Origin of the sequence: Pseudoduganella namucuonensis, from assembly GCF_900116645.1 — a bacterium.
Classification (GTDB): Bacteria; Pseudomonadota; Gammaproteobacteria; order Burkholderiales; family Burkholderiaceae_D; genus Rugamonas; species Rugamonas namucuonensis.
The window spans coordinates 340244-362701 of sequence record NZ_FPBO01000003.1 but is presented as its reverse complement, the minus strand read 5'-3'; the positions used below and the strand labels follow the sequence as shown (position 1 = coordinate 362701).

The following is a 22458-nucleotide window of genomic DNA, read 5'->3' as shown; positions in this document are numbered from 1 at the left end:
GCGCGAAAAAACTGCTGGCGCAATGGCCGGACATGCAGGCCGCCTACGCCGGCGACGACTACGTGGTGAAAATCCGCGACAAGGAGCTGCGCACCCGGCTGGTCTCGCACACGCTGTCCGGCACCAGGGTGCGCAAGGTGGCGCTGCCGCGCTACGAGGACGACGGCGAGGTGCTGCGCTTCCTGATGTCCGAGAACGTGCCCGGCTCCTTCCCGTTCACGGCCGGCGTGTTCGCCTTCAAGCGCGAGGGCGAGGACCCGACCCGCATGTTCGCCGGCGAGGGCGACGCCTTCCGCACCAACCGCCGCTTCAAGCTGGTCTCCACGGGCATGGACGCCAAGCGCCTGTCCACCGCCTTCGACTCGGTGACCTTGTACGGCGCCGATCCCGCCATCCGTCCGGACATCTACGGCAAGGTCGGCAACTCGGGCGTGTCCATCGCCACGCTGGACGACATGAAGGTGCTGTACGACGGCTTCAACCTGTGCAGCCCGAGCACCTCGGTGTCGATGACCATCAACGGCCCGGCGCCGACCATCCTGGCCATGTTCATGAACACCGCCATCGACCAGCAAATCGACAAGTTCGTCGAGGAGAACAAGCGCCAGCCCACCGACGACGAGGCGGCCAAGATCAAGGACTGGGTGCTGATGAACGTGCGCGGCACCGTGCAGGCCGACATCCTGAAGGAGGACCAGGGCCAGAACACCTGCATCTTCTCCACCGAGTTCTCGCTGAAGGTGATGGGCGACATCCAGGAATACTTCGTGCACCACCAGGTGCGCAACTTCTACTCCGTGTCCATCTCCGGCTACCACATCGCCGAGGCGGGCGCGAATCCGATCTCGCAGCTGGCGTTCACCTTGTCGAACGGCTTCACCTTCGTGGAGGCCTACCTGGCGCGCGGCATGCACATCGACGACTTCGCGCCCAACCTGTCGTTCTTCTTCTCGAACGGCATGGATCCTGAATACACGGTGCTGGGCCGCGTGGCGCGCCGCATCTGGGCGGTGGCCATGCGCGACAAGTACGGCGCCAACGACCGCTCGCAGAAACTGAAATACCACGTGCAGACCTCGGGCCGCTCGCTGCATGCGCAGGAGATCGACTTCAACGACATCCGCACCACGCTGCAGGCGCTGATCGCCATCTACGACAACTGCAACTCGCTGCACACCAACGCCTACGACGAGGCCATCACCACGCCGACCGACGAATCGGTGCGGCGGGCGCTGGCGATCCAGCTGATCATCAACCGCGAATGGGGCCTGGCCAAGAACGAGAACCCGAACCAAGGCTCCTTCATCATGGAGGAGCTGACGGACATGGTGGAGGAGGCGGTGCTGCAAGAGTTCGAGCGCATCGCCGAGCGCGGCGGCGTGCTGGGCGCGATGGAGACCGGCTACCAGCGCGGCAAGATCCAGGAGGAATCCATGCTGTACGAGCACCAGAAGCACGACGGCACCCTGCCCATCATCGGCGTCAACACCTTCCGCAACCCGAAGGCGAGCGGCGTGCCGGCGCCGATCGAGCTGGCGCGTTCGACCGACGATGAAAAGCAGTCGCAGCTCAAGCGCCTGGAGGACTTCCACACGCGTCACGCGGCGCGGGCCCCGGCGGCCCTCGCGGCCCTGCAAAAGGCCGCCATCGACAACGACAACGTGTTCGCCAGGCTGATGGACGCCGTGCGCGTCTGCTCGCTGGGCCAGATCACCAGCGCGCTGTTCGAGGTGGGCGGGCAGTACCGCCGCAATATGTAATACCCGGGCGCCGCGGCAAGCGCCGGGGCGCCACCACCACCCCTGGAATAATCGCTTCATTTTGTTGTCAATTAGAAAATAGTGTGTACCATATCGCTGCTGCGATTCCGCAGCCACTAATTTTCCGGGGATGGCGATGACGACGATGCTGGGGCCTGTTCTGAAGTTTCGGGGTGTGGTGGAGGACGCGTGGGTGGTCAGCATCTTGCTGGCGCATCCCGTCGCGAGCTTCCCGGATGTGTCCTGTCTCGACAGCCCGGTGCACTTCACCCCGCTCGGCAGCCGCACCGAGGATGGCGTGGATTACGACATCCGCAGTTACGCCATCCACATTCCGCAGACCGACGCCCAGCGGGAAATCACCTACCGGGTCGGCGCCCGCGCATTCAGCCTGATCGTGCCGCCGACCGGCGGCGCGCCCACCTGCGCCTACACCTCCTGCAACGGCTACTCCGATCCCAAGGTGGTCAAGAAGATCAAGGATCTCAACGCCATGTGGTCGCGCATGGCCGAGCGCCACCGCCAGCGCCCCTACAACCTGTTGCTGATGGGGGGCGACCAGATCTACAGCGACGCCATGTGGGAGAAACTGCCCACGCTGAAGGAATGGGGCAGGCTGTCCTACGACGAGCGCAACCTGGCGCCCTTCACGCCGGACATGGGCGCCGAAGTGGAGAGCTTCTTCTTCACCAACTACCTGTCGCGCTGGTCCGAGCCCGCCGTGGCGGCCATGCTGGCCAGCGTGCCGACCGCGATGATGTGGGACGACCACGACATCTTCGACGGCTGGGGCTCCTATGCGGACGCGCAGCAGGACAGCCCGGTGTTCAAGGGCATCCACGCCATCGCCAAACGGTATTTCGAGCTGTTCCAGCTGCATTCATCCACCGACGCGCCGTGCGCCTTGACCCTGCCCGGCCAGCCGGGCCACAGCTACGGCCTGCGCGTGGGCGAATACGGCATCCTCGCGCTGGACCTGCGCAGCGAACGCACGCCGAAAATGGTGATGGGAGCGGCCGCCTGGGAGGCGGCCTACGCGTGGCTGGAACGGCAACAGCACTGCAAGCACATGCTGGTCATGTCCAGCATCCCCGTGGTGCACCCGGACTTCTCCACGCTGGAGACGCTGCTGTGCGCCATTCCCGGCCGGCAGGAGCTGGAGGACGACCTGCAGGACCATTGGCTGAGCCATTCGCACCGCAAGGAACGCCTGCGCCTGATCCACCGGCTGCTGGAGTGGTCGGCCAGGAAGGAGTGCCGCGTGACGCTGCTGTCCGGCGATGTGCACGTGGGCGCGCTGGGCGTCATCGAGTCGGACCGCAAGGACGTGCCGCAAAACGCCGGCGTGATCAACCAGCTCACCTCGTCCGGCATCGTGCATCCCGCGCCGCCGGCGATGGCGCTGTTCTACCTGGAGCACGTGGGCGACCGGGTGGAGCCGGTCGACCGCGACATCACCGCCACCATGTATCCCTTCCCCGGCACCTCGCACCGCTATATCGGCGCGCGTAATTACCTCAGCCTGGAGCCGGATCTGCCGGGCGAGTCGCCGGAGAACCCGCAGAAGAACCGCATTTGGGCCAACTGGTGGGTGGAGGGCATGGACGAACCCTACACCAAGACCATCCACGCGGTCGGCAAGGGCTAGACGCGGGCCCAGGGATGGCGCGCGAAGTGGCGCCGCTCGAACGCCTCGATGTCCGGCAACTGCTGCATTGTCGCGCCCACCATGTCCAGGCCCCGCGTGATCATGCGCTTGTGGCGTTCGCCCAGCGTGAAGGGAAAAGCCTGGCCGCCCGCGCCGCGCACCAGCATCGCGTCGAGATCGATGGTCAACCGGGATGGCGCCTGCGCCGCCAGCGCGTCGATCCGTTCCTGCGCCAGCACGATCAGCAGCAGCCGGTTGTTGAGCGCATTGCCGAAGAAGATCTCGCCGTAGCTGGGCGCGATCACCACTTCGATGCCCAGCTGCTGCAAGCCCCACACCGCGTGCTCGCGGCTGGAGCCGCAGCCGAAGTTGGGGCCGGCCAGCAGCATGCTGGCGCCCCGGTAGGCCGGCTGGTTCAGCACGAACTCCGGGCGCGGCGCGCCGGCCGCGTCGAAGCGCAGGTCGTACAGCACGCCCTTGTCCAGTCCCTCTTTCGTGATGATGCGCAGGAACTGCTTGGGCATGATCTGGTCGGTGTCGAGGTTGGCGATCGGCAGCGGCGCGGCGATGCCTTCGATGATGGTGTTCTCACGCATGCGGTTCTCCAAAATGGGCGCCGAGATGGCGCACGTCGGTGATGTGGCCGGCGACGGCGGCGGCGGCGGCCATCGCGGGGCTCATCAGGTGGGTGCGGCCGCCCCTGCCCTGGCGCCCCTCGAAGTTGCGGTTGGTGGTGGAGGCGCAGCGCTCGCCGGGTTCCAGCACGTCGTCGTTCATCGCCAGGCACATCGAGCAGCCGGGCTGGCGCCATTCGAAGCCGGCGTCGATGAACACTTGCGCCAGGCCCTCCGCCTCGGCCTGGCGGCGCACGGCGCCGGATCCGGGCACCACCATCGCGCGCACCGCCGGCGCCACCTTGCGGCCGCGGACGATGTCCGCCGCCAGCCGCAGGTCCTCGATGCGCCCGTTGGTGCAGGAGCCGATGAACACGCGGTCGACGCGCACGCCGACGATGGGCGTGGCCGGCGCGAGGTCCATGTAGTCCAGCGCGCGCGACATGGCGTCCCGGCCGTGCGGGTCGCTCTCCGCGAGCGGATCGGGCACCAGGCCGGTCACCGGCATGGCTTGGTCCGGGCTGGTGCCCCAGGTGACGTAGGGCGCGACCTCGCCCGCGTCGAAAACGTGTTCGACATCGAACAGCGCCCCTTCGTCGGAATACAGGGCGCGCCAGTCGGCCAGCGCGCTCTCCAGTTCGGCGCCGGACAGGCCGGCGCGCGGCGCCACATAGGCGAAGGTGACGTCGTCCGGCCGTATCAGCGCGGCGCGCGCGCCCGCCTCCACCGCCATATTGCACAAGGTCATGCGCGCCTCGGCGGACAGGCCGGCCAGCGTGGAGCCGCTGAACTCCACCGCGTAGCCGCGCGCGCCCTGCGCCCCTATCCTCGCGATGATCAGCAGGATCAGGTCCTTGACCGAGGTGCCGCGCGGCAGCGGGCCGTCGACGCGGATGCGCATGTCCAGCGCCAGCCGGTAGACCAGCGTCTGCGTCGCCAGGATGTGTTCGACCTCCGAGGTGCCGACGCCGAAGCCCAGCGCGCCCAGCGCGCCGTAGGTGGTGGTGTGGCTGTCGCCGCACATCACCACCATGCCGGGGCGGATCAGGCCATTCTCGGGGGCGATGATGTGCTCTATGCCCTGCGCGGCGTCGTTGGTGTCGAACAGGCGGATGCCGAACTTCTCGCAGTTGCGTTTCAGGTTGGTGGCCTGCAGCGCGGACGGCGGGTCCAGGATCACGCGCTTGCCCACGTCGACGGGATGGGTGGGGATGATGTGCGACACCACGGCAAGCTGCCGCTCCGGCCGCAGCACCTTGCGGCCCTGGTCACGCAGGCCGGTGAAGGCTTGCGGGCTGGTGTACTCGTTCATGATGTGCAGGTCCGCGTACAGCAGCACGTGCTGCTCGTCGATGCGCGCGACGGTGTGCGAGTCGACCAGCTTTTGATAGAGGGTGCGGGGCATGTCCAGGCTCTCAATTCAATAAAAAGGGCAAGGCTTGCGCCAGCAGGGCTTGCGGCGCCTCCTCGGGTATGTAATGGCCGCAGTCCAGCGCCAGGCCGCGCACGTCGCGCGCCAGCACCTGCCATTCGGCCAGCGGGTCGAAACACTTGCCGACCGCGCCTTGCGCGCCCCACAGGGCCAGCATCGGGCAGTCGATCTTGCGGCCGGCGGCGATGTCGGCGCGCTCGTGTTCCAGGTCGATGCCCGCGCTGGCGCGGTAGTCCTCGCAGATGCCGTGCACGGTGGCGGGATCCTCGATGCAGCGCAGGTATTCGGCGTATGCCTCGGGCGTGAACGGCGCCAGGCCGGCGCTGCGGCCGCCTATGGTGTGCCTCAGGTATTCGCCGGGGTGGGCGTTGATCATCGTCTCCGGGAACGGCGCGGGACGGATCAGGAAGAACCAGTGGTAGTAGGCGGTGGCGAAGGCCATGGTGGTCTTCTCGTACATGGCCAGCGTGGGGGCGATGTCCAGCGTCACCAGCCGCGTCACGGCCTCTGGATGGTCCAGCGCCATGCGGTAGCCGACGCGCGCGCCGCGGTCGTGCGCCAGCACGGCGAAGCGCTCGAAGCCCAACTGGCGCATCAGGCCCAGCTGGTCGGCCGCCATAGCGCGCTTCGAATAATTGCTGTGGTCCGGCAGGCCCTGGGGCTTGCCGCTGTCGCCGTAGCCGCGCAGGTCGGCGGCCACCACCGTGAAGTGGCGCGCCAGTTCGGCGGCCACCTTGTGCCAGATGGCGTGGGTTTGCGGGTGGCCGTGCAACAGCAGCAGCGCGGGGCCGCCGCCGCCTTTCACATAATTGACCGGCATGCCGTCGACGACGGCCCTGCCCTTTACGAAATTGGGAAACATGATTCCTCCTGGGTTGAAGGCATTGTAGGGCGGAACGGCTGGCTTATAATTCGTCTGGATGAAATCCATTCTTTCTTGAGGATTAATAATGGACGCGGTGTCGGACCTGGCGTTTTTCGCGCTGCTGCTGAAGGAGGGCAGCATGGTGGCGGTGGCGCGCGAACTGGGCGTGACGCCGCCCGTGGTGACCAAGCGGCTGGCCGCGCTGGAGCGGCGGCTGGGCGTGCGGCTGCTGAACCGCAGCACCCGGCGCATGAGCGTGACGCACGAGGGCGAGCTGTATCTGACCAACGGCGCGCGCATCCTGGCCGACATCGAGGAGCTGGAACTGCAGGTGGCGAGCAGCCGCGCCGCGCCCAAGGGGCTGTTGCGGGTGAACGCCACCATCGGCTTCGGGCGGCGCCACATCGCGCCGGCGGTGTCCGATTTCTCCCGGCTGTACCCGGAAGTGGAGGTGCAGCTGCAGATGACGGACCGGCCGCTGAACCTGGCCGACGCGGCGTTCGACGTGGGCGTGCGCATCGGCGAGCTGCCGGACACGCGCCTGACGGCGCGCCGCATCGCCGCCAACCGCCGCCTGCTGTGCGCGTCGCCGCTGTACCTGGCCAGGGCCGGCGCGCCGGCCACGCCGCAGGACCTGCAGCGGCACGACTGCATCATCATCCGCGAGGACTACGCCGCGTACGGCGCCTGGCAGCTGGGCAATGGGCGGCGGCAGGAAACGGTGAAGGTGCGCGGCACGCTGAGCACCAACGACGGCGAAACCGCCGTGGCGTGGGCGCTGGCCGGGCACGGCATCCTGATGCGGTCGCAGTGGGACGCGGCGCCCTACCTGCGTTCGGGCCGGCTGTGCGCGGTGCTGGAGGAATGGACCCTGCCGCGGGCCGACATCTACGCGGTGTATCCGGAGCGCTTGAACCTGTCGGCCAAGGTGCGCGCCTTCATCGATTTCCTGGCCGAGCGCTTCGCGCACCACGCGGAGTGGTGAACCCAGATCAAGACGCCGCCCGCCGCGTCCGCTAAGCTTGTCCGACGGAGGGTAGCCATGACAACCATACATGTCTCTTTACCGGACGAACTGGCCCACGACGCCAGGGAGCTCGGTCTGTTGGACTCGATCGCACTGACCGAGCTGCTGCAAAACGAAATCCGCCGCCGCACCTTTTCCGACTTCTTCGCCATTTCGCACACGCTGGCGCAGGAATCCGAGCCACCCGAAGACCCGCCGCCCCGCCGCCGGCGCGGCTGAGGCGCGCCCGGCCGCGGGCCCTAGTGCGCGCAGCGGCCCACGGTCGATCCGGGTATCAGCACCGGTTGCCACAGCACCTGCAGGATGTCCGGCGGGGCGCCGCCGGCCAGCGCCAGCAGCATTTCTATCATCTTGGCGCCGGCCCCGCGCGGGTCCGGCTGGTCCACCGTCGTGACGTCGACGCCGGCCAGCGTGTCGGCCATGCTGCCCCAGACGATGATGGAAATGTCCTTGCCCATTTCCAGGCCCGCGTCCAGCAGCGCGCGCATGGCGCCGACGCCGGACAGGTGGTTGTCGACGATGACGGCGGTGGGGCGCGGCGAACAGGCCAGCAATTGCTGCATAGCCTGGTAGCCGCTGCGCCGGTCGATGGTGTTGGCGACCAGGTAGCGCGGATCGCACGCGAGTCCGGCCGCCGCCATCGAGGCCAGGAAGCTTGCGTGCCGCTGGCAGGCGAAGTTCATCTCCAGCGGGGCGCTGAGCAGCGCGATGCGCTGGTGCCCCAGGCCGAGCAGGTGTTCCATCGCCATGCGGATGCCGGCCTCGTTGTCGTAGTCGAACCAGGCGTAGGGCGTGTGCAGCACGGTGCGGCCGTGCGCGACGAAGGGGAAGCCGGCCTTCAGCAGGTAGGCGATGCGCTCGTCCTGCACCAGGGTGCGGCTGACCACCAGCCCGTCGACGCGGCGCCCGCGCACGATCTGCTCGTAGGCGGCCACCTCGTTGCCGGCCGAGACGGGGCCGATGATGAAGTTCATCTTCCTGGCCTCCAGCGCCTCCGTCATGCCGCCCACGGTGTCGAGGAACATGGCGTCGCCCAGGTCGGACGGCAGCAATGGATAGATGATGCCGTACACATTGGTGCGGCCGACCGCCAGGCTGCGCGCCATGGGATTGGCCTCGTACCCGGCTTCGCGCGCGGCGGCCAGGACGCGTTCGCGGGTGCGAACATTCACTTCGGGATAACCGTTCAGAGCACGGCTTACCGTGGTTTTGGACATGCCAAGTAAATTGGCGAGGCTCTTCAGATTCATGTGGGTCTATCGGGGCTGACCGGAGATTATAGCCGAGCTATCAATACCACTTGACCCCGAATCCACTTCCCTTTTGAAAAAATACAACATAATCAACACGATAGAGATCGGCACCAGGGTGAGGTAGAAGGCGAAGTGGCCGCTGAAGTTGCCAAACACATAACCCGTGATCAGCGAACCGGTGGTGCCGCCCAGCGCGGAGAAGATCACCAGCAGCCCCGTCATGGCGGAATGCTGGTTCTTCGGCAAGGAGCTGAGCATCACCGAATTGATGCCGGGGTAGATCGGCGCCATGAACAGGCCGATCAGCGGGAACAGGAAGGCGGCCACCGGCGCGGTGGACCAGCCGACGTCCGGATCGAGCGCGATGTCGTGCGTCAGCGGCAGCGCCAGCAGCACCATGGCGCCCATGCCCAGCACGCAGGCGTTCATCACCGGATACCAGTTCAGCTTGCGCATCAGCACGCCGGCCGACAGACGGCCCACGGCCAGGCAGGCGGCGAAGATGCTGGTCACCTGCACGCTCATGGCCGCCGGCAGCTTGAGGATTTCGTTGTTGAAGGTGGGCAGCCAGGTGCCCACGCTCTGCTCGATCAGCACATACAGGAAGGCCGTGATGACGAACACGCACACCAGCGGCTTGAAGAACAGGCGCAGCATGGCGGCGAAATCCTGCGCCAGGCCGCGCCCGGACGGCGGCGCGGCGGTGCTTTCGTCGAACTCGGTGGTGAGCACCAGCGCGAACGTCACCGCGCACAGCGCCGCCAGCACCCAATACACCTGCAGCCAGCTTTGCGACTTGGGATCGGCGGAGTCGATGAAGTGGCCGAACACCCAGTAGGCGCTGAGCACCCCGACCATGAAGAAGCCCTCCAGCGTGTTCATCATGCCGGCGTGCTGCTTGCGGTCCGCGGCCAGCAGGCCCAAGGTGGAATACACCGACACCTTCACCAGCGCGAACGCCACGCCCACGCACAGGAACAGCAGCTTGGTGGTGGCGAAGCTTGGCAGCAGCGGCATGGCCATGCAGGCGAAGGTGACCAGCGCCAGCCCGGCCAGCATGGCCTTCTTGTAGCCGATGCGCGGCAGGAAGGACGCGACCAGGAAGGACACGACCGCGATCGGCAAGTCCTTGAAGCCTTCCAGCACGCTGGCGCCGGACTTGCTCACGCCGTAGTTGCCGATGACTTGCAGGATCACCGTCCCCACGCTGTTGAGCAGGATCGCGAAAACGAAGTAAATCAAAAACAGGGCGAAGAGGATGCGCTGCTTGTTCATGGGTGTCTCCGGTTTTTTATGATTGTATTGGGGCCGCTGGACCGCACGCATCCGGCGGCCTCGCTGCGCGACACCGCCCTACGGAACCTTTTGGCTCCCGTAGATCCACGCTCAGTAGTCGGCCAAAGCAAAATGGTCCAGCCCGGCAATCACGCGGTCGGCCTGGGCCAGCACGGCCGGGTCGCCGATGCCCAGCGCGGTCATGCCGGCCGACTTGATGGAGGCCACGCCCGCCACCGCGTCCTCCACGCCCAGGCAATCCGCCGGCGACACGCCCAGCTCGGAGGCGGCCTTCAGGAAGATTTCCGGGTCCGGCTTGCCGCGGGCGATCCTGGCCGCGTCCACCACGTAGTCGAACTTGCCGGCGATGCCCAGCATGTCCAGCACCGCGAAGGCGTTCTTGCTGACCGAGGCCAGGCCCACCTTCAGCCCCGCCGCGCGGCAGGCGTCCAGCGCCTCCACCGCGCCGGGCAGCAGGTCGGCCGGCGACATGGTGGAGATCAGCTCCACGTAGTGCGCGTTCTTGCTGTCGGCCAGCGCCAGCTTTTCCTCCGGCGTGTAGGCGCGCGGCGCGGACGCCAGGATCAGGTCCAGGGAACCCATGCGGTCGATGCCCTTCAGGTGCTCGTTGAAGGCCTCGTCGAAATGCACGCCCTGCGACGCGGCCAGGCGCTTCCACGCCAGGTAGTGGTAGCGCGCGGTGTCGGTGATCACGCCATCGAGGTCGAAGATGACCGCCTTGTATCGGTTCGTGCTCATGCCAGTTCCTTCACGGGTGCGGCCATGGTCAGTTCCACGCGCTGGCCGCGGTGTTCGAACGCCAGGCCATCGCCTTGCAGCAGGCTGTATTGGGTGCGTTCGCCATCGACGCGCACCTGCAGCAGAGCGCCATGCAGATGCATCTTGAACTGGTAGTGTTGCCATTGCTTGGGCAGCGCCGGCGCGAAGCGCACCTTGCCGTCCACCACGCGCATGCCGGCGAAGCCGTAGGCCACGCCCATCCAGGTGCCCGCCATCGCGGCGGTGTGCACGCCGTAGTGGGTGTTGCCGTGCGTGTTGTCCAGGTCCAGGCGCGCGGTTTCCATGAAGTAGTCGTAGGCCTTGCCGTGGTAGCCCACTTCCGCCGCGATGATGCTGAAAATGCAGGACGACAGCGAGGAGTCGTGCGTGGTGACCGCCTCGTAGTAGTCGAAGTCGCGCCGCTTGTCCTCCAGCGTGAACTGGTCGCTCAGGAGCAGCAGCGCCAGCACCACGTCGGCCTGCTTGCACACCTGGTGGCGGTAGATCACCATCGGGTGGTAGTTCAGCAGCAGCGGATAGTTTTCCCGCGGCGTGTTGGCGAAATCCCACACTTTCTTGTCGAGGAAGCTGTCGTCCTGCGCGTGGATGCGCAGCGCCTCGTCGTACGGCAGCAGCATCTGGGCGGCGGCGCGGCGCCACTGCGCGGGCTCGTTCTCGTCCAGTCGCACCAGCGCGGCGATGCGCCGGTAGTCCGCCGGCCGCTCGGCCGCCAGGCGCTCGGCGATGGCGGCGGCGAAGTCCAGGTGCATGCGCGCCATCGCGTTGGTGTAGTAGTTGTTGTTGACCAGCGCCGTGTACTCGTCCGGCCCGGTCACCTCGTTGATGCGGTAGCGGCCCTGGCGGTCGTAGGCGCCGATGCCCATCCAGATGCGCGCCGTCTCCATCACGATCTCGGCGCCGTATTCCAGCAGGTAGTCCTGGTCGCCGGTGGCCTCCACGTACAGCTTGATGCTGTAGGCGATGTCGGCGTTGATGTGGTACTGCGCGGTGCCGGCCGGGTAATAGGCCGAGCACTCCACGCCGGCGATGGTGCGCCACGGATACAGCGCCCCTTGGGCGTGCGACATCTGGCGCGCCCGCTCGCGCGCCAGCGGCAGGCCGGCGTAGCGGTACTCCAGCAGCTTCTTGGCGATCTCCGGCTTCGAATACAGGAAGAAGGGGAAGATGTAGATCTCCGTGTCCCAGAAATAATGGCCCTCGTAGCCCTCGCCCGTCACCCCCTTGGCGGAGATGTTGGTGCGGCCGTCGCGCCCCACCGACTGCAGCAGGTGGAACTCGTTGAAGCGTATGCCCTGCTGCAGCGCGTCGTCGCCACTGATCTCCACATCCGCGTGGTTCCAGAAATCGGCCAGGTACTGCTCCTGCTCCACCACCAGCGCGCGGAAGCCCTTGGCCGCCGCGATGGCCAGCGTGGCCTGCGCCCGCGACAGCAGCTCGCCCTCGGCGTAGTCGCGCGACGAGTAGTAGCAGCCGTATTTGGTCAGGCGCACCGCCTCGCCCTGCATCACCGCCACCGAATAGATTTGCTCCATGCGCTGGAACTCGCGCGACTGCGTCACCTCGGCCACGCCGCGCAAGTCGGTCTGCGCGGCGCTCACCAGCAGGAAGCCGCTGTTCGCGGTGCGCTGTATCAGCGCCGAGAAATGCGGCGACTGCTCGACGCCCACCAGCCGCAGCGACTGGCCGGACACGGCCGAACCCACGCGCGGATCGTCGCCCGCCTCCTGGTTCTTCACCTCGCCGTCGATGGACGACACCAGCTTGATGTGGCCCGAGAAGTTCAGCGGCGTGACCTCGTATTCGATGGCGAACAGGTGCTTCTCGGCGAAGCTGACCAGCCGGCGGCTCTCGATCGCCACCTTGCGGCCCCGCGGCGAGGTCCATTGCAGCGTGCGGCGCAGCACGCCGGTGCGGAAGTCCAGCACGCGCTCGTAGCTGTGCAGCGTGCCCTGCAGCGGATCGAAGCGCTCGTCCTCCAGCCACAGCGCGATGCCCTTGGCGTTCGGCACGTTGAGCATGAACTGGTTGGTCTTGGCCAGGCCGTAGGCGGCCTCCGGATAGTGGATGGACTCCGATTCGTAAAAACCGTTCAGGTAGGTGCCATCGAGCGACGTGCCCCGGGGCCCCGTGTAGCCCTCCTCGTGCGTGCCGCGCAGGCCGATGTAGCCGTTGCCGAGCGCGAACAGGGTCTCGTCGAGAAAGTGCGATTCCGTGTCGAACGAGGTTTCGCGTATGCACCACGGTTCCAGGGGGTAGGTGTGTTTGATGGCGTCAGATTGCACGATGCATTCCTTTAGGATGTCCAAACCGGTTTGAAACAAGTTTTTAAAAAAACCAGCCGCAAAGGCTGGGGTCAGACCCCGTGGGGGAGGCCGCCCCAGTGGGGCGGGCTCCGCTCCCGAAGGGACTGTCCCCTGAGAGCGCTTCTGGGTTTCAGGTCTGCCTCACCATCAACGTGGTGGGCAGCATTTCCGACTGCACCGGCGCGCCGTCGATCAGCGCCAGCATTTTCCTCGCCAGCAGCACGCCGCCGTCGCGCAGGTACTGGTGCACGCTGGTCAGCGGCGGCACGAAGCTGGCCGCGCTGGGCGTGTCGTCGTAGCCGATGACGGAGACCGCCTCCGGCACCCGCATGTCCTTCTCGGCCAGCGCCCGGATCGCGCCCATCGCCAGCGAATCGCTGGCGGCGAACACGCCGTCGAACACCGGCCCCTTCTTTTTCAGCAGCGACGAGATGCAGTCGAAGCCGGCCTCGAAGGTGAACGCCCTGGGACGGATGATGTGCACCGTGCCCTGCCCGCCCATGGTGTCGATGAAGCCGGCGCAGCGCTCCTGCACCTCGGCGTGGTCGACGTCGCCCACGAACACCAGCTTGCGGCGGCCCAGGTCGATGAAACGTTGCGCGGCGCTGACACCGCCGGCGCGGTTGTCGCTGCCGACCACGATGTAGCCGCCGCCCGCCTCGGGCGCGCCCCACACCACCAGCGGCAGCCCGGTCTTCTGCAGCGCGTGCACCGCCTCGCCGTGCGAACCCTGGCCCAGCAGGATCATGCCGTCCGCGCCCTGCACCGGCGCCGTGTCCAGCAACTGCTTGGAGGTCAGCACCACGCTGTAGCCTGCGGTCGTCAATTCCTGCGTGATGCCGCCCAACAGCTCCAGCGGGTACGGGTCCGACATGGGCCTGCCCTTCACCGGCGTCATTTCCACCACCACCGCCACCGAATAACTGCGGCGCATGCGCAGGTTGCGCGCGCTCACGTTCAGGCGGTAGCCCTGCTCGCTGGCGATCTGGCGCACCTTCTCGCGCGTCTCCGGCGTCACCAGCGGACTGTCGCGCAACGCCCGGGACACGGTGATCTTGGAGACGCCGGCCAGCTTGGCCAAGTCCTCCATCGTCAATCCCGAATCGCTGTTGCGGATGCCACTTTTCATGCGTTTTATGTTCTCAACAAGTCCCTGCGCCGCATTATGACAGATTTTCGGGTGGACACAACAATTTAATGACATCGATATCATTTCGATTGACATCGATATCATTTGGGATTTTAATGGCAACACTTTCGCAAGACGCGACTCCGCGAAAAGTGCGGACAGGCGCCCAAAGCCACTACACTGAGTCGGCGCACTGCCCGGGAGACGACATGCTCACACCATTAAAAAAGAAAGCCAAGCATATGAAAAGCCAGAACAAATTCCTGTTATCGTCGGTCACGCTGGCCGTGCTGACGTTGATGAGCCAAGCGCAGGCCGCCGAAGCCGAGGCGCAAGCCGCCGCAACCGCCACCACCCCGGCGGCGGCCCCCGCGGCAACCCCGGCCAAGGATTCCGTGGCGGCCGAACTGCAAACCGTGGTCGTGACCGGCGTGGCCGGCGCCCGCGGCGTGCGCAAACTGGACTCCGCCTTCTCCATCACCACCGCCAACGAGGAGCAGCTGAAAGCCGCCTCGCCCAGCAGCACCGCCGACGTGCTGAAGCTGGTGCCGGGCGTCTACGCCGAGGCCACCGGCGGCCAGTCCGGCGCCAACATCGAGGTGCGCGGCTTCCCCTCGGGCTCGGATTCGCCCTTCGTCTCGGTGCAAATGCAGGGCAACCCGATCTACCCCGTGCCCACCCTGTCCTTCTTCGAGGGCTCGTCCGCCTTCCGCCTGGACGACACCATCGAACGCGTGGAAGTGCTGCGCGGCGGCCCGAGCACCATCTTCTCGGACGGCCAGCCCGGCGCGACCATGAACTTCATCCTGAAAAAGGGCACCGACACGCCGGAGGGCACGATACGCTTCACTACCGGCACCGGCGAGCTGCGCCGCGTCGACCTGTTCTACGGCGCCAAGATCGGCGAAGGCTGGTACGGCAGCGTAGGCGGCTTCTACAGGACCACCCACGGCGTGCGCGATTCCGGCTTCCCATCCGACGACGGCCACCAGTTGACCGCCACCCTGACCCGCAAGCTGGACCAGGGCGAACTGACCGTCTACGCCCGCAGTACCGACGACAAGAACGCCTTCTACACCGGCGTGCCGCTGATCTCGGCCAACGAGGGCCGCGGCATCAGCGCCTTCCCCGGCTTCGACCCGCTCAAGGGCACCTTGATGAGCAATGAGATGCGCCGCTTCACCGTCGAAGCCGGCCCAGGCCGGACGCTGAACTACGACCTGGGCGACGGCCGCGGCCTGAAGGCGACCGTGTTCGGCGCCGAGTTCGACCAGACCATCAACGGCTGGAACGTGTCCAACAAGTTCAACCGCTTCGACGGCGACATGAACACCATCGCCATGTTCACCGGCAACAACCCACTGACCATGGGCGCCTACAAGGCCGCCGCCATTGCCTCGGCCAACGGCGACGCCGCCGTGCTGGCGGCCGCCGGACGCCCCGCCACCTCGGCGGCGGCGACCTACCTCACCGGCGGCGCCGCCGTGCCGGACAGCACGCAAGTGGTGCAGGCCGGCCTGTGGGCGGTGGCGAAGAAGCTGAAGTCCTTCACCGACGAGTTGCGCGTGAGCCGCGAATGGATCCAGAACAACACCGTGACGGTGGGCGCCTACTTCGCCAACTACACATCCGAGGACGAGTGGTACCTGGGCAGCAGCCACCTGATGACGGCCGTGCCGAACGCCAGCCTGATCAACGTGCGCCTGAACAACGGCGTGGTGGTGTCCAACAACGGCAAGGAGGGCCCGGTATTCTTCGCGCCGAACGCCTCCTATGACGGCAGCAACACCGCCTTCTACGTGTCCAACGAGTGGAAGGTGAACGACCGCGTCAAGGTCGACGCCGGCGTGCGCCGCGAGCGCCAGAAGATCAGCGGCAGCGTCTCCAACCTGGTCTCCGGCGACACCGACGCCAACCCGCTGACGGTGTACAACAACGGCACCTCGATGCCGTCCGGCGCCTACACGGCCCTGAGCCGCAAGGACACGGCGACCTCGTTCACGGTGGGCGGCAACTACAAGCTGACCAAGGATTCCAGCGTGTTCGCGCGCGCCAACTCCGGCCACACCTTCATCGCCTTCGACACCCTGCGCAACGCGGGCACGCAGGCCAATGTCGACGACCGCAGCCAGAACCCGACGCCGACCGTCAAGCAGTTCGAAGTGGGCTTCAAGACGGTGGGCGCGCTGTACAGCGCCTACATCAACGCCTTCCACACCCAGTTCGACGGCATCGCCTTCCAGCAGATCCTGGCCAACGGCAGCATCCTGAACTCGGTCAGCGGCTCCAAGGGCACCGGCCTGGAATTCGAGATCGCCGTGCGCCCGGTGAAGAACCTGACGCTGTCGCTGACGGGCGATTACCAGAAGTCCGAGTACAAGGACAACCCGGCCACGGCGGGCAACGACGTGCAGCGCCAGCCCAAGCTGCAGTTCCGCTTCACGCCGACCTACAAGATCCCGCTGGGCGACGACAACTCCCTGAAGCTGTACGCCACCTACACCTCGATCGGCGCGCGCTGGGCGGACCAGGCCAACACGCAATACCTGCCGTCCTACCGCACCATCGACGCCGGCGCGCTGTACGCCATCGGCGAGAAGATCGAGGTGCGCCTGGCCGGCACCAACCTCAGCAATGAACTGGGCCTGACGGAAGGCAACTCCCGTCTGACCGGCGCCAGCAGCGGTCCGATCAACGCCCGTCCGCTGTTCGGCCGCGCGGTCGAGGCCTCGCTGCTGTACCGCTTCTAAGCGATTCAAGTCCCCTGTGGTTTTGGGCAAGGCCGGCTCCCCCGGTCTTGCCTTTTTTCATTATCGACTGGCCAAAAAGCGCTGGCACGAGCGCCCGTTTTGGCCTACGCTTAAGGCTGAGTGATTGTGCGTAACCGCGTCCACGACTTTCGGTTGCGCAAGACAACGGGAAGGGGTGCCCGCCGTGGTTTCCGTGACGTCCGTCGACACGCTGCGCAACGCGGTTGCGATTGCCGAACGCAAGGTTCAGCAGGACCGTACGCGCGTGGACCAGGACGCGAGCCGGCTGGAGGACAGCAGGCAGCAACTGAGCAAGGACCAGGAGGAACTGAGCACCCGCCAGAAGCAAACCCGGCAGGCCGAAAGCGCCAGCGCCGCGCCGCCCGCGACGGTGCGGCTGGACCAGGCCATCGCCACGCCGGTGCCGCCCGACATCCTGCCGCGCGCGCCGCAACTGAACGCCCAGGGGCAGACGGTGGGGCGGCTGATCAATATCGTGGCCTGAAAGCAAGGCTAGCCGCCGGAGCGAGCTCCCGCCGGCGGACCGCCAACGCCGCGAGTGCCTGGTTCGCGTCTTTAGCGAGCCAGGTACCGAATCCGCGCCGCCGAACTGGTACCTGGCCCGCGTACCGCGAACCAGGCACTCGCGACGTCCGCGACCCGCTTAATCACAAAGCCTTGCGCCACCATTGATTGGCCGGCGGCGCCTCCCGCACATCCAGCCGCTGTCCGATTTCCGGCGTCGCCAGGGTCTGCCCGCGCTCGGCGGCCAGCGCGGTGATGCGCTCGAACGGCTCGTTCCACGCGTGCAGCGCCAGGTCGAAGGTGCCGTTGTGGATCGGCATCAGCAGCTTGCCGCGCAGGTCGATGTGCGCCTGCATGGTTTCCTCCGGCTGCATGTGCACGTCCGGCCATTGCGGATCGTAGGCGCCGGTTTCGATCATGGTCAGGTCGAAAGGCCCGAACTTGTCGCCGATTTCCTTGAAGCCCTTGAAATAGCCGGTGTCGCCGCTGAAGAAGATGCGCTGGCCGCCGGCCTGTATCACCCACGACGCCCACAGCGTCTTGTTGGCGTCCAGCAGGCCGCGGCCGGAAAAGTGCTGGGCCGGGGTGGCCGTCAGCCGCACGCCGCCCACGGACGCCGATTTCCACCAGTCCAGCTGCTTGACCTTGTCCGCCGGCACGCCCCACTTCACCAGCGTGTCCCCCACGCCCAGCGGCGCGATGAAGACCTCGGTCTTGCCGGCCAGCGCCAGCACGGCGGCGTGGTCCAGGTGGTCGTAATGGTCGTGCGACAGGATCACGCCCTTGATCGGCGGCAAGTCCTCGATGCCGATCGGCGGCTGGTGGAAACGCGCCGGCCCCAGCCATTGCAGCGGCGAGGCGCGCTCGGAAAACACGGGGTCGGTCAGCCAGTAGCCGCCGTCCAGCTTCAGCAGCATCGTCGAGTGGCCCAGGCGGAACACGCTGTTGTCGGGCGCGGCCTCCAGTTGCGCGGCCGTCAGGGCGTGCACCGGTATCGGTTTGGCGGGCACCGTGTCGGCCGGTTTCGCGAACGCCATCTGCCATATCACGCGCAAGGTGCCCATCACGCCCATCTTGTGCATGGTCTTGTCATTTCGGAAACGGCCCTCGGCCCGCTGCGGCGAGGCGTAGGCGATGTCTTTGGCGGATAAGGTGCAATAAGTCATGGTCAACAACACTCCCAGTATCGAGATCAAGGTCAGGCGCCTGGCGGATTTCATCAGAACTCCCACAAAAAGTATACTGCACAGTGTAGTTTCCTTTTTTGGAAAAGTAAACCATCCAGTGTAAAATACTCGCATGGACACCACCCACCCACAGCGCCTGACGGACCGCAAGCGCCAGGCCATCGTAGAGGCGGCCCTGGCCGAATTCCGCGCCCATGGCTTCGACGCCACCAGCATGGACAAGATCGCCGCCGCCGCCGGCGTGTCGAAACGCACGGTCTACAACCACTTTCCCAGCAAGGACGACCTGTTCGCCCACATTCTCAATGAACTTTGGGCCAGTAGCGCCGCGTTACAAGCGTTTCGCTACCATCCCGGCGTTAGCTTGCGCACACAACTGATGGATTTGATGGGGCAAAAGATGGCTTTGCTTCGCGACAATTACTTCCTGGACCTGGCGCGCGTGGCCATCGCCGAGGGCATACACCGGCCGGAGCGGGCGCGGGAAATGATCGCCAGGCTGGCCGACAAGGAGGAAGGTGTGACCGCCTGGATACGCGCGGCGCTGGAGGACGGCAAGCTCAAGCCGCTGGATCCGGCCTTCGCGTCGCACTTGCTGCAGGGACAGTTGAAGATGTTCGCGTTCTGGCCGCAGGTGGCCATGGGCCAGCCGCCGCTGGACGCGGCGGCGGAAACCGCCGTCGTGACGGCGGCGGTGGAGATGTTCCTGGCCTACTACGCGGTGTGAACTGAAGCACTAGTCGGCGAAACGCACCGCGTACACCGGCGGCATGGTGGTCGAGATGGTGCGCCAGTAGTCGCCGCCGTTGGCCGACAGCCAGACGTTGCCGGTGGTGCTCGCCATCAGCAGCGTCTTGCCGTCCTCCGCCACCGCCAGGCCGTGGCGGTAGACCAGGTCGTAGCAATGCTCCTGCGGCAAGCCGTTGCGCAGCACGCCGAAGCCCTGGCCGCCGTCGCCGGTGCGGGTCACGGCCAGCGCCGCGTCCACCGGCACCCGCCGCTCGTCGGCCACGCCGGGCGCGAACCAGGCCGTGTCGCCGTCGCGCGGATGCACGGCGACGCCGAAGCCGAAGCTCGACAGCGGCACATCCGTCACCTCCGTCCACAGCGCGCCATTGTCGACCGAGCGCCAGATGCCGCAGTGGTGCTGGCACCACAGCTTGTCCGGCTCGGCCTGGCAGCGCACGATGCGGTGCGGGTCCTGCACCGCCTGCTGGTCGGCCATGTCGGGCGGCATGTAGCGGGCCAGCATGCCCTTGGCGCGCATGCTCCAGCTGGCGCCGCCGTCATTGCTCAGCCAGGCGCCGCCGCAGGACACGCCGACCAGGATGCTCCGGCTGTCGCGCGGGTCGACGCAAATGCTGTGGATGCCCGGCACGTCGTAGCCGCCGCCCATCCACTGGGCGCGCTCGGGCACGTTCCACAGCGATTCCACCAGTTGCCAGGTGTCGCCCCGGTCGCCGGACTTGAACAGGCCGCCCGGCAGGGTGCCTGCCCACAGCACGCCGGGCTCGTCCGGGCCGCCCGTCTCCAGCGACCAGATCTGCTTCAGCTTCCATTCCACCTTGTCGGCGCTGTCCTCCGGCTTGACCGGGTATTCCGGCACGCCGATCTCGGTCCACGTCTCGGCGCCCGGATCGCGCCGGTGCAGCTTGGCGCCGAAATGGCCCAGGTTGAGCGCGGCGTACAGGGTGCCGTCGCGCGTGTCCGGCAAGACCATGCTGACCGGGTCGCCCAGGAAATGGTGGTCCTCCAGCGCCCATTCGCCATTCTTCGCGGCCAGCTCAAACAAGCCCTTGCGGGTCGCGATATATGCGCGTTCAGCCATGTCAGCCTCCAGAAAGTGCTTGCAGGATATAAATCCGGGAATCGGGCCGCAGCGGGTCGTCCAGCAGGACGCGGTCGCGGCTGCGCTGGCCGTCGATGAAGATGACCACGTTCTCGCGCAGGTGGCCCTGCTCGTCCAGCACATAGCCGCGCAGGCGCGGGTTGCCGGCGAAGGCGCCGTCGAGCGCGCCGCGCAGATCCGCGGCGCCGGTCTCGAGTTGCGGAACGGGCATGAAACGGGCCAGCTGCTGGGTAAAGGTAATCTGCGCCAAGGTAATCCCCCTCGGGGAAATTCTAGCGCGGATCGGCCGCGCTTAGGGCTAAAATGCAATCAAGGCAACCACTGGAGTCACAGATGTCGATTACCCGCGAAGACCTGGAAGCGCTGATGCAGGAAGTGGAGCAGGAGGACCCGATCGATTTCGCCGACCTGCCTTTCGATGAACAGGATTTGCGCGCCCTGGTGGCGACCCATCTGTGTGAGATGGCCGACGCGATGGAGTCCTTCAGCGAGGAGGACCGCCGCCTGACCCTGCTGGCGGTGGCGGCCAAGCTGGTGCTGGAGAACATGGTGCTGCACATCCAGCTGCTGCGCCGCCACGGCCTGCCGATGAGCGACACGGCCAATGCCCTGCTGAGCCGGCTGCGCAAGCGCGGCGAGGGTGGCGAGGGTGCCGGGGGCGCCGGAGACGGCGGCGGCTAGGCGCTAAGGCTCGATCCGCCGCGCGGCCGGCACCGCCAGTTCCAGGTCGGACTGCGCCACGGCCACGCACGGCAGTATCCACCCTTCCCGCTTCTCGTCCAGGCTGACGCCGGGCCATTCGACCAGGTAGCGTATGGCGCCGCTTTCCAGCTTGCAGATGCAGGTGCGGCACGTGCCGTTGCGGCAGGAACTGGGCAGGCGCACGCCGGCCTGTTGCGCCGCCATCAGCAGCGTGGTGTCGGCGCCGGCGTCGAATTCCCAGCCCTGGCCGGCCAGCCGCACGCGCATGGCCGTCAACGCTGGCAGGCGTCGCGCGCCCGGCCCATGCGCTCGGCCTTGCGCCGCTCCATGGCCTCGGAACGCCCGCTGCTCATCAACTCCTCCACCTCTTCCCTGGGCAGGGTGTCCCAATAGGCGGCGGCCACGCACTCGCAATACTTGGGCACCAGCTTGAGGTTTTTCGGCGCGCCCGGTCCGGTGTTGCCGGCGCGCACGCAAGCGCTGCGCTCGACCTGCTTCAGGCCATCCAGGCGGGGATCGGGGGCCGGGGCCGGGGCCGCCAGCGCGGGCGCGGCGAACACCGTGGCCGCCAGCGCGGCGGCGATGATGGAACGCATGGCTGTCACTCCTTTTTCGGCTCGGGCTGGGCCGCGGCCTCCACGACCGGTACTGGCGCGGGGGCCGCCTCGGGCGGCAATTCCCGCCACTGGCCAGCCTGCGTCAGCATGGTTTTCAGGCCGGGCAAGGGGAAGCCGGCGGCGTAGGCGCGCTGGGCGTGCTTGTTGGCCCGCTCAAAATCGCGCGCCTTGACCAAAGCCAGGCCCAGATTGTAATTGATAACAGGATTGGCCGGGTCCAACTCGCTGGCGCGCGTGTACATCTCCACAGCCTTGGCGTTCAGCCCCAGCGCGACCAGATAGTTGGCGTAGGTGGTGTAGACGGCAGCATCATCCGGCGCGAAGCGCTGGGCGCGGTCGAAATAGCACTCAACCGGCAGGCTGGCTCCCGGCAGGCGGACTTGCTTCTCCTTCAGCGCCAGACGCGCCAGCGCAGCCAGAGCGGGCGTATGGTTGGGAAATATCTGCAAGGTGCGATCCAGTTCTTGCGCCGAAGAGGGGCCGCGCGCACCGCTTTCCACATCCGGCGAAAAAGAATTGCGCTCGGTTTGCGCCAACTGCATAGCGTATTCCGTCTTACCCTTACGGTAGTCGAACACTGCCGGCGCGTTGCTTCCGCCGACGTTGCCGCAATAGCTGGCCTTGCCCCCCGGAGCCGCCGCCGCCGCCGCGCCACACCCAGCAGCGGCGATGAGGATGGTGGCCGCGAGGACCGTTGCACGCTTCATACGCTCTCCCTGAT

The 22458-nt window shown here is 66.7% G+C and carries 22 protein-coding genes; 8 read left to right on the top strand and 14 right to left on the bottom strand.

The window, feature by feature from the left end; genetic code table 11:
* A partial coding sequence (locus BM436_RS05560) for a methylmalonyl-CoA mutase family protein (protein WP_229489114.1) occupies positions 1-1760 on the top strand: 1760 nt, incomplete at its 5' end.
* Positions 1761-1896: 136 nt separating this feature from the next.
* Positions 1897-3408 (top strand): alkaline phosphatase D family protein, encoded by a 1512-nt coding sequence (locus tag BM436_RS05555; RefSeq protein WP_177306963.1) that lies wholly within the window; start codon positions 1897-1899, stop codon positions 3406-3408.
* Here BM436_RS05555 and leuD read toward each other — a convergent pair.
* From leuD to BM436_RS05540, 3 genes are read right to left on the bottom strand one after another with little or no spacing between them, the layout of a single operon-like run.
* Entirely contained in the window at positions 3405-4004 is a 600-nt protein-coding gene (leuD, locus tag BM436_RS05550) for a 3-isopropylmalate dehydratase small subunit (RefSeq protein ID WP_093554346.1), read from the bottom strand. The two genes, BM436_RS05555 and leuD, sit on opposite strands and share 4 nt — an antisense overlap.
* Positions 3997-5427, bottom strand: coding sequence for a 3-isopropylmalate dehydratase large subunit (gene leuC / locus BM436_RS05545; protein WP_093554344.1), 1431 nt, complete (start codon positions 5425-5427; stop codon positions 3997-3999). Before leuC ends, leuD begins: the two co-directional genes overlap by 8 nt.
* A gap of 10 nt (positions 5428-5437) precedes the next feature.
* Complete coding sequence (locus BM436_RS05540; protein WP_093554342.1) at positions 5438-6316, bottom strand: alpha/beta fold hydrolase; 879 nt, start codon at positions 6314-6316, stop codon at positions 5438-5440.
* 88 nt (positions 6317-6404) lie between these two features.
* Between BM436_RS05540 and BM436_RS05535 the strand changes: the two genes are divergently transcribed.
* Together BM436_RS05535 and BM436_RS35965 are read left to right on the top strand one after the other, a co-directional pair.
* Positions 6405-7304: a LysR family transcriptional regulator gene (locus BM436_RS05535; protein WP_093554340.1), complete on the top strand. Its 900-nt coding sequence runs from the start codon at positions 6405-6407 to the stop codon at positions 7302-7304.
* A gap of 57 nt (positions 7305-7361) precedes the next feature.
* Positions 7362-7565, top strand: a complete 204-nt coding sequence (locus BM436_RS35965; protein ID WP_143132978.1) for a hypothetical protein — start codon at positions 7362-7364, stop codon at positions 7563-7565.
* 20 nt (positions 7566-7585) lie between these two features.
* On the opposite strand, the gene BM436_RS05530 is transcribed toward BM436_RS35965, so the two are convergent.
* The 5 genes from BM436_RS05530 to BM436_RS05510 form a co-directional block, all read right to left on the bottom strand.
* Entirely contained in the window at positions 7586-8596 is a 1011-nt protein-coding gene (locus tag BM436_RS05530; RefSeq protein ID WP_093554338.1) for a substrate-binding domain-containing protein, read from the bottom strand.
* A 6-nt stretch (positions 8597-8602) separates the two neighbouring features.
* Entirely contained in the window at positions 8603-9874 is a 1272-nt protein-coding gene (locus tag BM436_RS05525) for an MFS transporter (protein ID WP_093554336.1), read from the bottom strand.
* A gap of 111 nt (positions 9875-9985) precedes the next feature.
* Complete coding sequence (gene pgmB / locus BM436_RS05520) at positions 9986-10633, bottom strand: beta-phosphoglucomutase (protein ID WP_093554334.1); 648 nt, start codon at positions 10631-10633, stop codon at positions 9986-9988.
* Complete coding sequence (locus tag BM436_RS05515; RefSeq protein WP_229489111.1) at positions 10630-12957, bottom strand: glycoside hydrolase family 65 protein; 2328 nt, start codon at positions 12955-12957, stop codon at positions 10630-10632. The genes pgmB and BM436_RS05515 overlap by 4 nt, the downstream gene beginning before the upstream one ends.
* 151 nt (positions 12958-13108) lie before the next feature.
* A complete protein-coding gene (locus BM436_RS05510) occupies positions 13109-14107 on the bottom strand; it encodes a LacI family DNA-binding transcriptional regulator (RefSeq protein ID WP_093554332.1) in 999 nt (332 codons plus the stop codon).
* Positions 14108-14316: 209 nt separating this feature from the next.
* Between BM436_RS05510 and BM436_RS05505 the strand changes: the two genes are divergently transcribed.
* Both BM436_RS05505 and BM436_RS05500 read left to right on the top strand, forming a co-directional pair.
* Entirely contained in the window at positions 14317-16857 is a 2541-nt protein-coding gene (locus BM436_RS05505; RefSeq protein ID WP_229489109.1) for a TonB-dependent receptor, read from the top strand.
* A gap of 184 nt (positions 16858-17041) precedes the next feature.
* A complete protein-coding gene (locus BM436_RS05500; protein ID WP_093554394.1) occupies positions 17042-17362 on the top strand; it encodes a hypothetical protein in 321 nt (106 codons plus the stop codon).
* A gap of 163 nt (positions 17363-17525) precedes the next feature.
* On the opposite strand, the gene BM436_RS05495 is transcribed toward BM436_RS05500, so the two are convergent.
* Positions 17526-18548, bottom strand: a complete 1023-nt coding sequence (locus BM436_RS05495; protein ID WP_371859623.1) for an MBL fold metallo-hydrolase — start codon at positions 18546-18548, stop codon at positions 17526-17528.
* A 133-nt stretch (positions 18549-18681) separates the two neighbouring features.
* On the opposite strand from BM436_RS05495, the gene BM436_RS05490 reads away from it, so the two are divergent.
* Complete coding sequence (locus BM436_RS05490) at positions 18682-19296, top strand: TetR/AcrR family transcriptional regulator (RefSeq protein ID WP_093554326.1); 615 nt, start codon at positions 18682-18684, stop codon at positions 19294-19296.
* Between the two features lie 9 nt (positions 19297-19305).
* On the opposite strand, the gene BM436_RS05485 is transcribed toward BM436_RS05490, so the two are convergent.
* Both BM436_RS05485 and BM436_RS05480 read right to left on the bottom strand, forming a co-directional pair.
* A complete protein-coding gene (locus tag BM436_RS05485; protein ID WP_093554324.1) occupies positions 19306-20397 on the bottom strand; it encodes a WD40/YVTN/BNR-like repeat-containing protein in 1092 nt (363 codons plus the stop codon).
* Between the two features lies 1 nt (position 20398).
* A complete protein-coding gene (locus BM436_RS05480) occupies positions 20399-20668 on the bottom strand; it encodes a ubiquitin family protein (RefSeq protein WP_093554322.1) in 270 nt (89 codons plus the stop codon).
* 83 nt (positions 20669-20751) lie between these two features.
* On the opposite strand from BM436_RS05480, the gene BM436_RS05475 reads away from it, so the two are divergent.
* Entirely contained in the window at positions 20752-21099 is a 348-nt protein-coding gene (locus tag BM436_RS05475; protein ID WP_093554320.1) for a hypothetical protein, read from the top strand.
* A gap of 3 nt (positions 21100-21102) precedes the next feature.
* Here BM436_RS05475 and BM436_RS05470 read toward each other — a convergent pair whose 3' ends face one another.
* Genes BM436_RS05470 through BM436_RS05460 form a run of 3 tightly spaced genes read right to left on the bottom strand, consistent with a single transcriptional unit; the run spans position 21103 to position 22444 of the window.
* The gene (locus BM436_RS05470) at positions 21103-21387 is read right to left on the bottom strand and encodes a 2Fe-2S iron-sulfur cluster-binding protein (RefSeq protein WP_093554392.1); all 285 of its coding nucleotides are present in this window, start codon (positions 21385-21387) and stop codon (positions 21103-21105) included.
* 5 nt (positions 21388-21392) lie between these two features.
* Positions 21393-21716 carry a hypothetical protein gene (locus BM436_RS36940; protein ID WP_093554318.1) on the bottom strand — a complete coding sequence of 108 codons (324 nt, stop codon included), beginning with the start codon at positions 21714-21716 and terminating at the stop codon, positions 21393-21395.
* Positions 21717-21721: 5 nt separating this feature from the next.
* The gene (locus BM436_RS05460) at positions 21722-22444 is read right to left on the bottom strand and encodes a tetratricopeptide repeat protein (RefSeq protein WP_143132977.1); all 723 of its coding nucleotides are present in this window, start codon (positions 22442-22444) and stop codon (positions 21722-21724) included.
* Positions 22445-22458 lie beyond the last annotated feature (14 nt).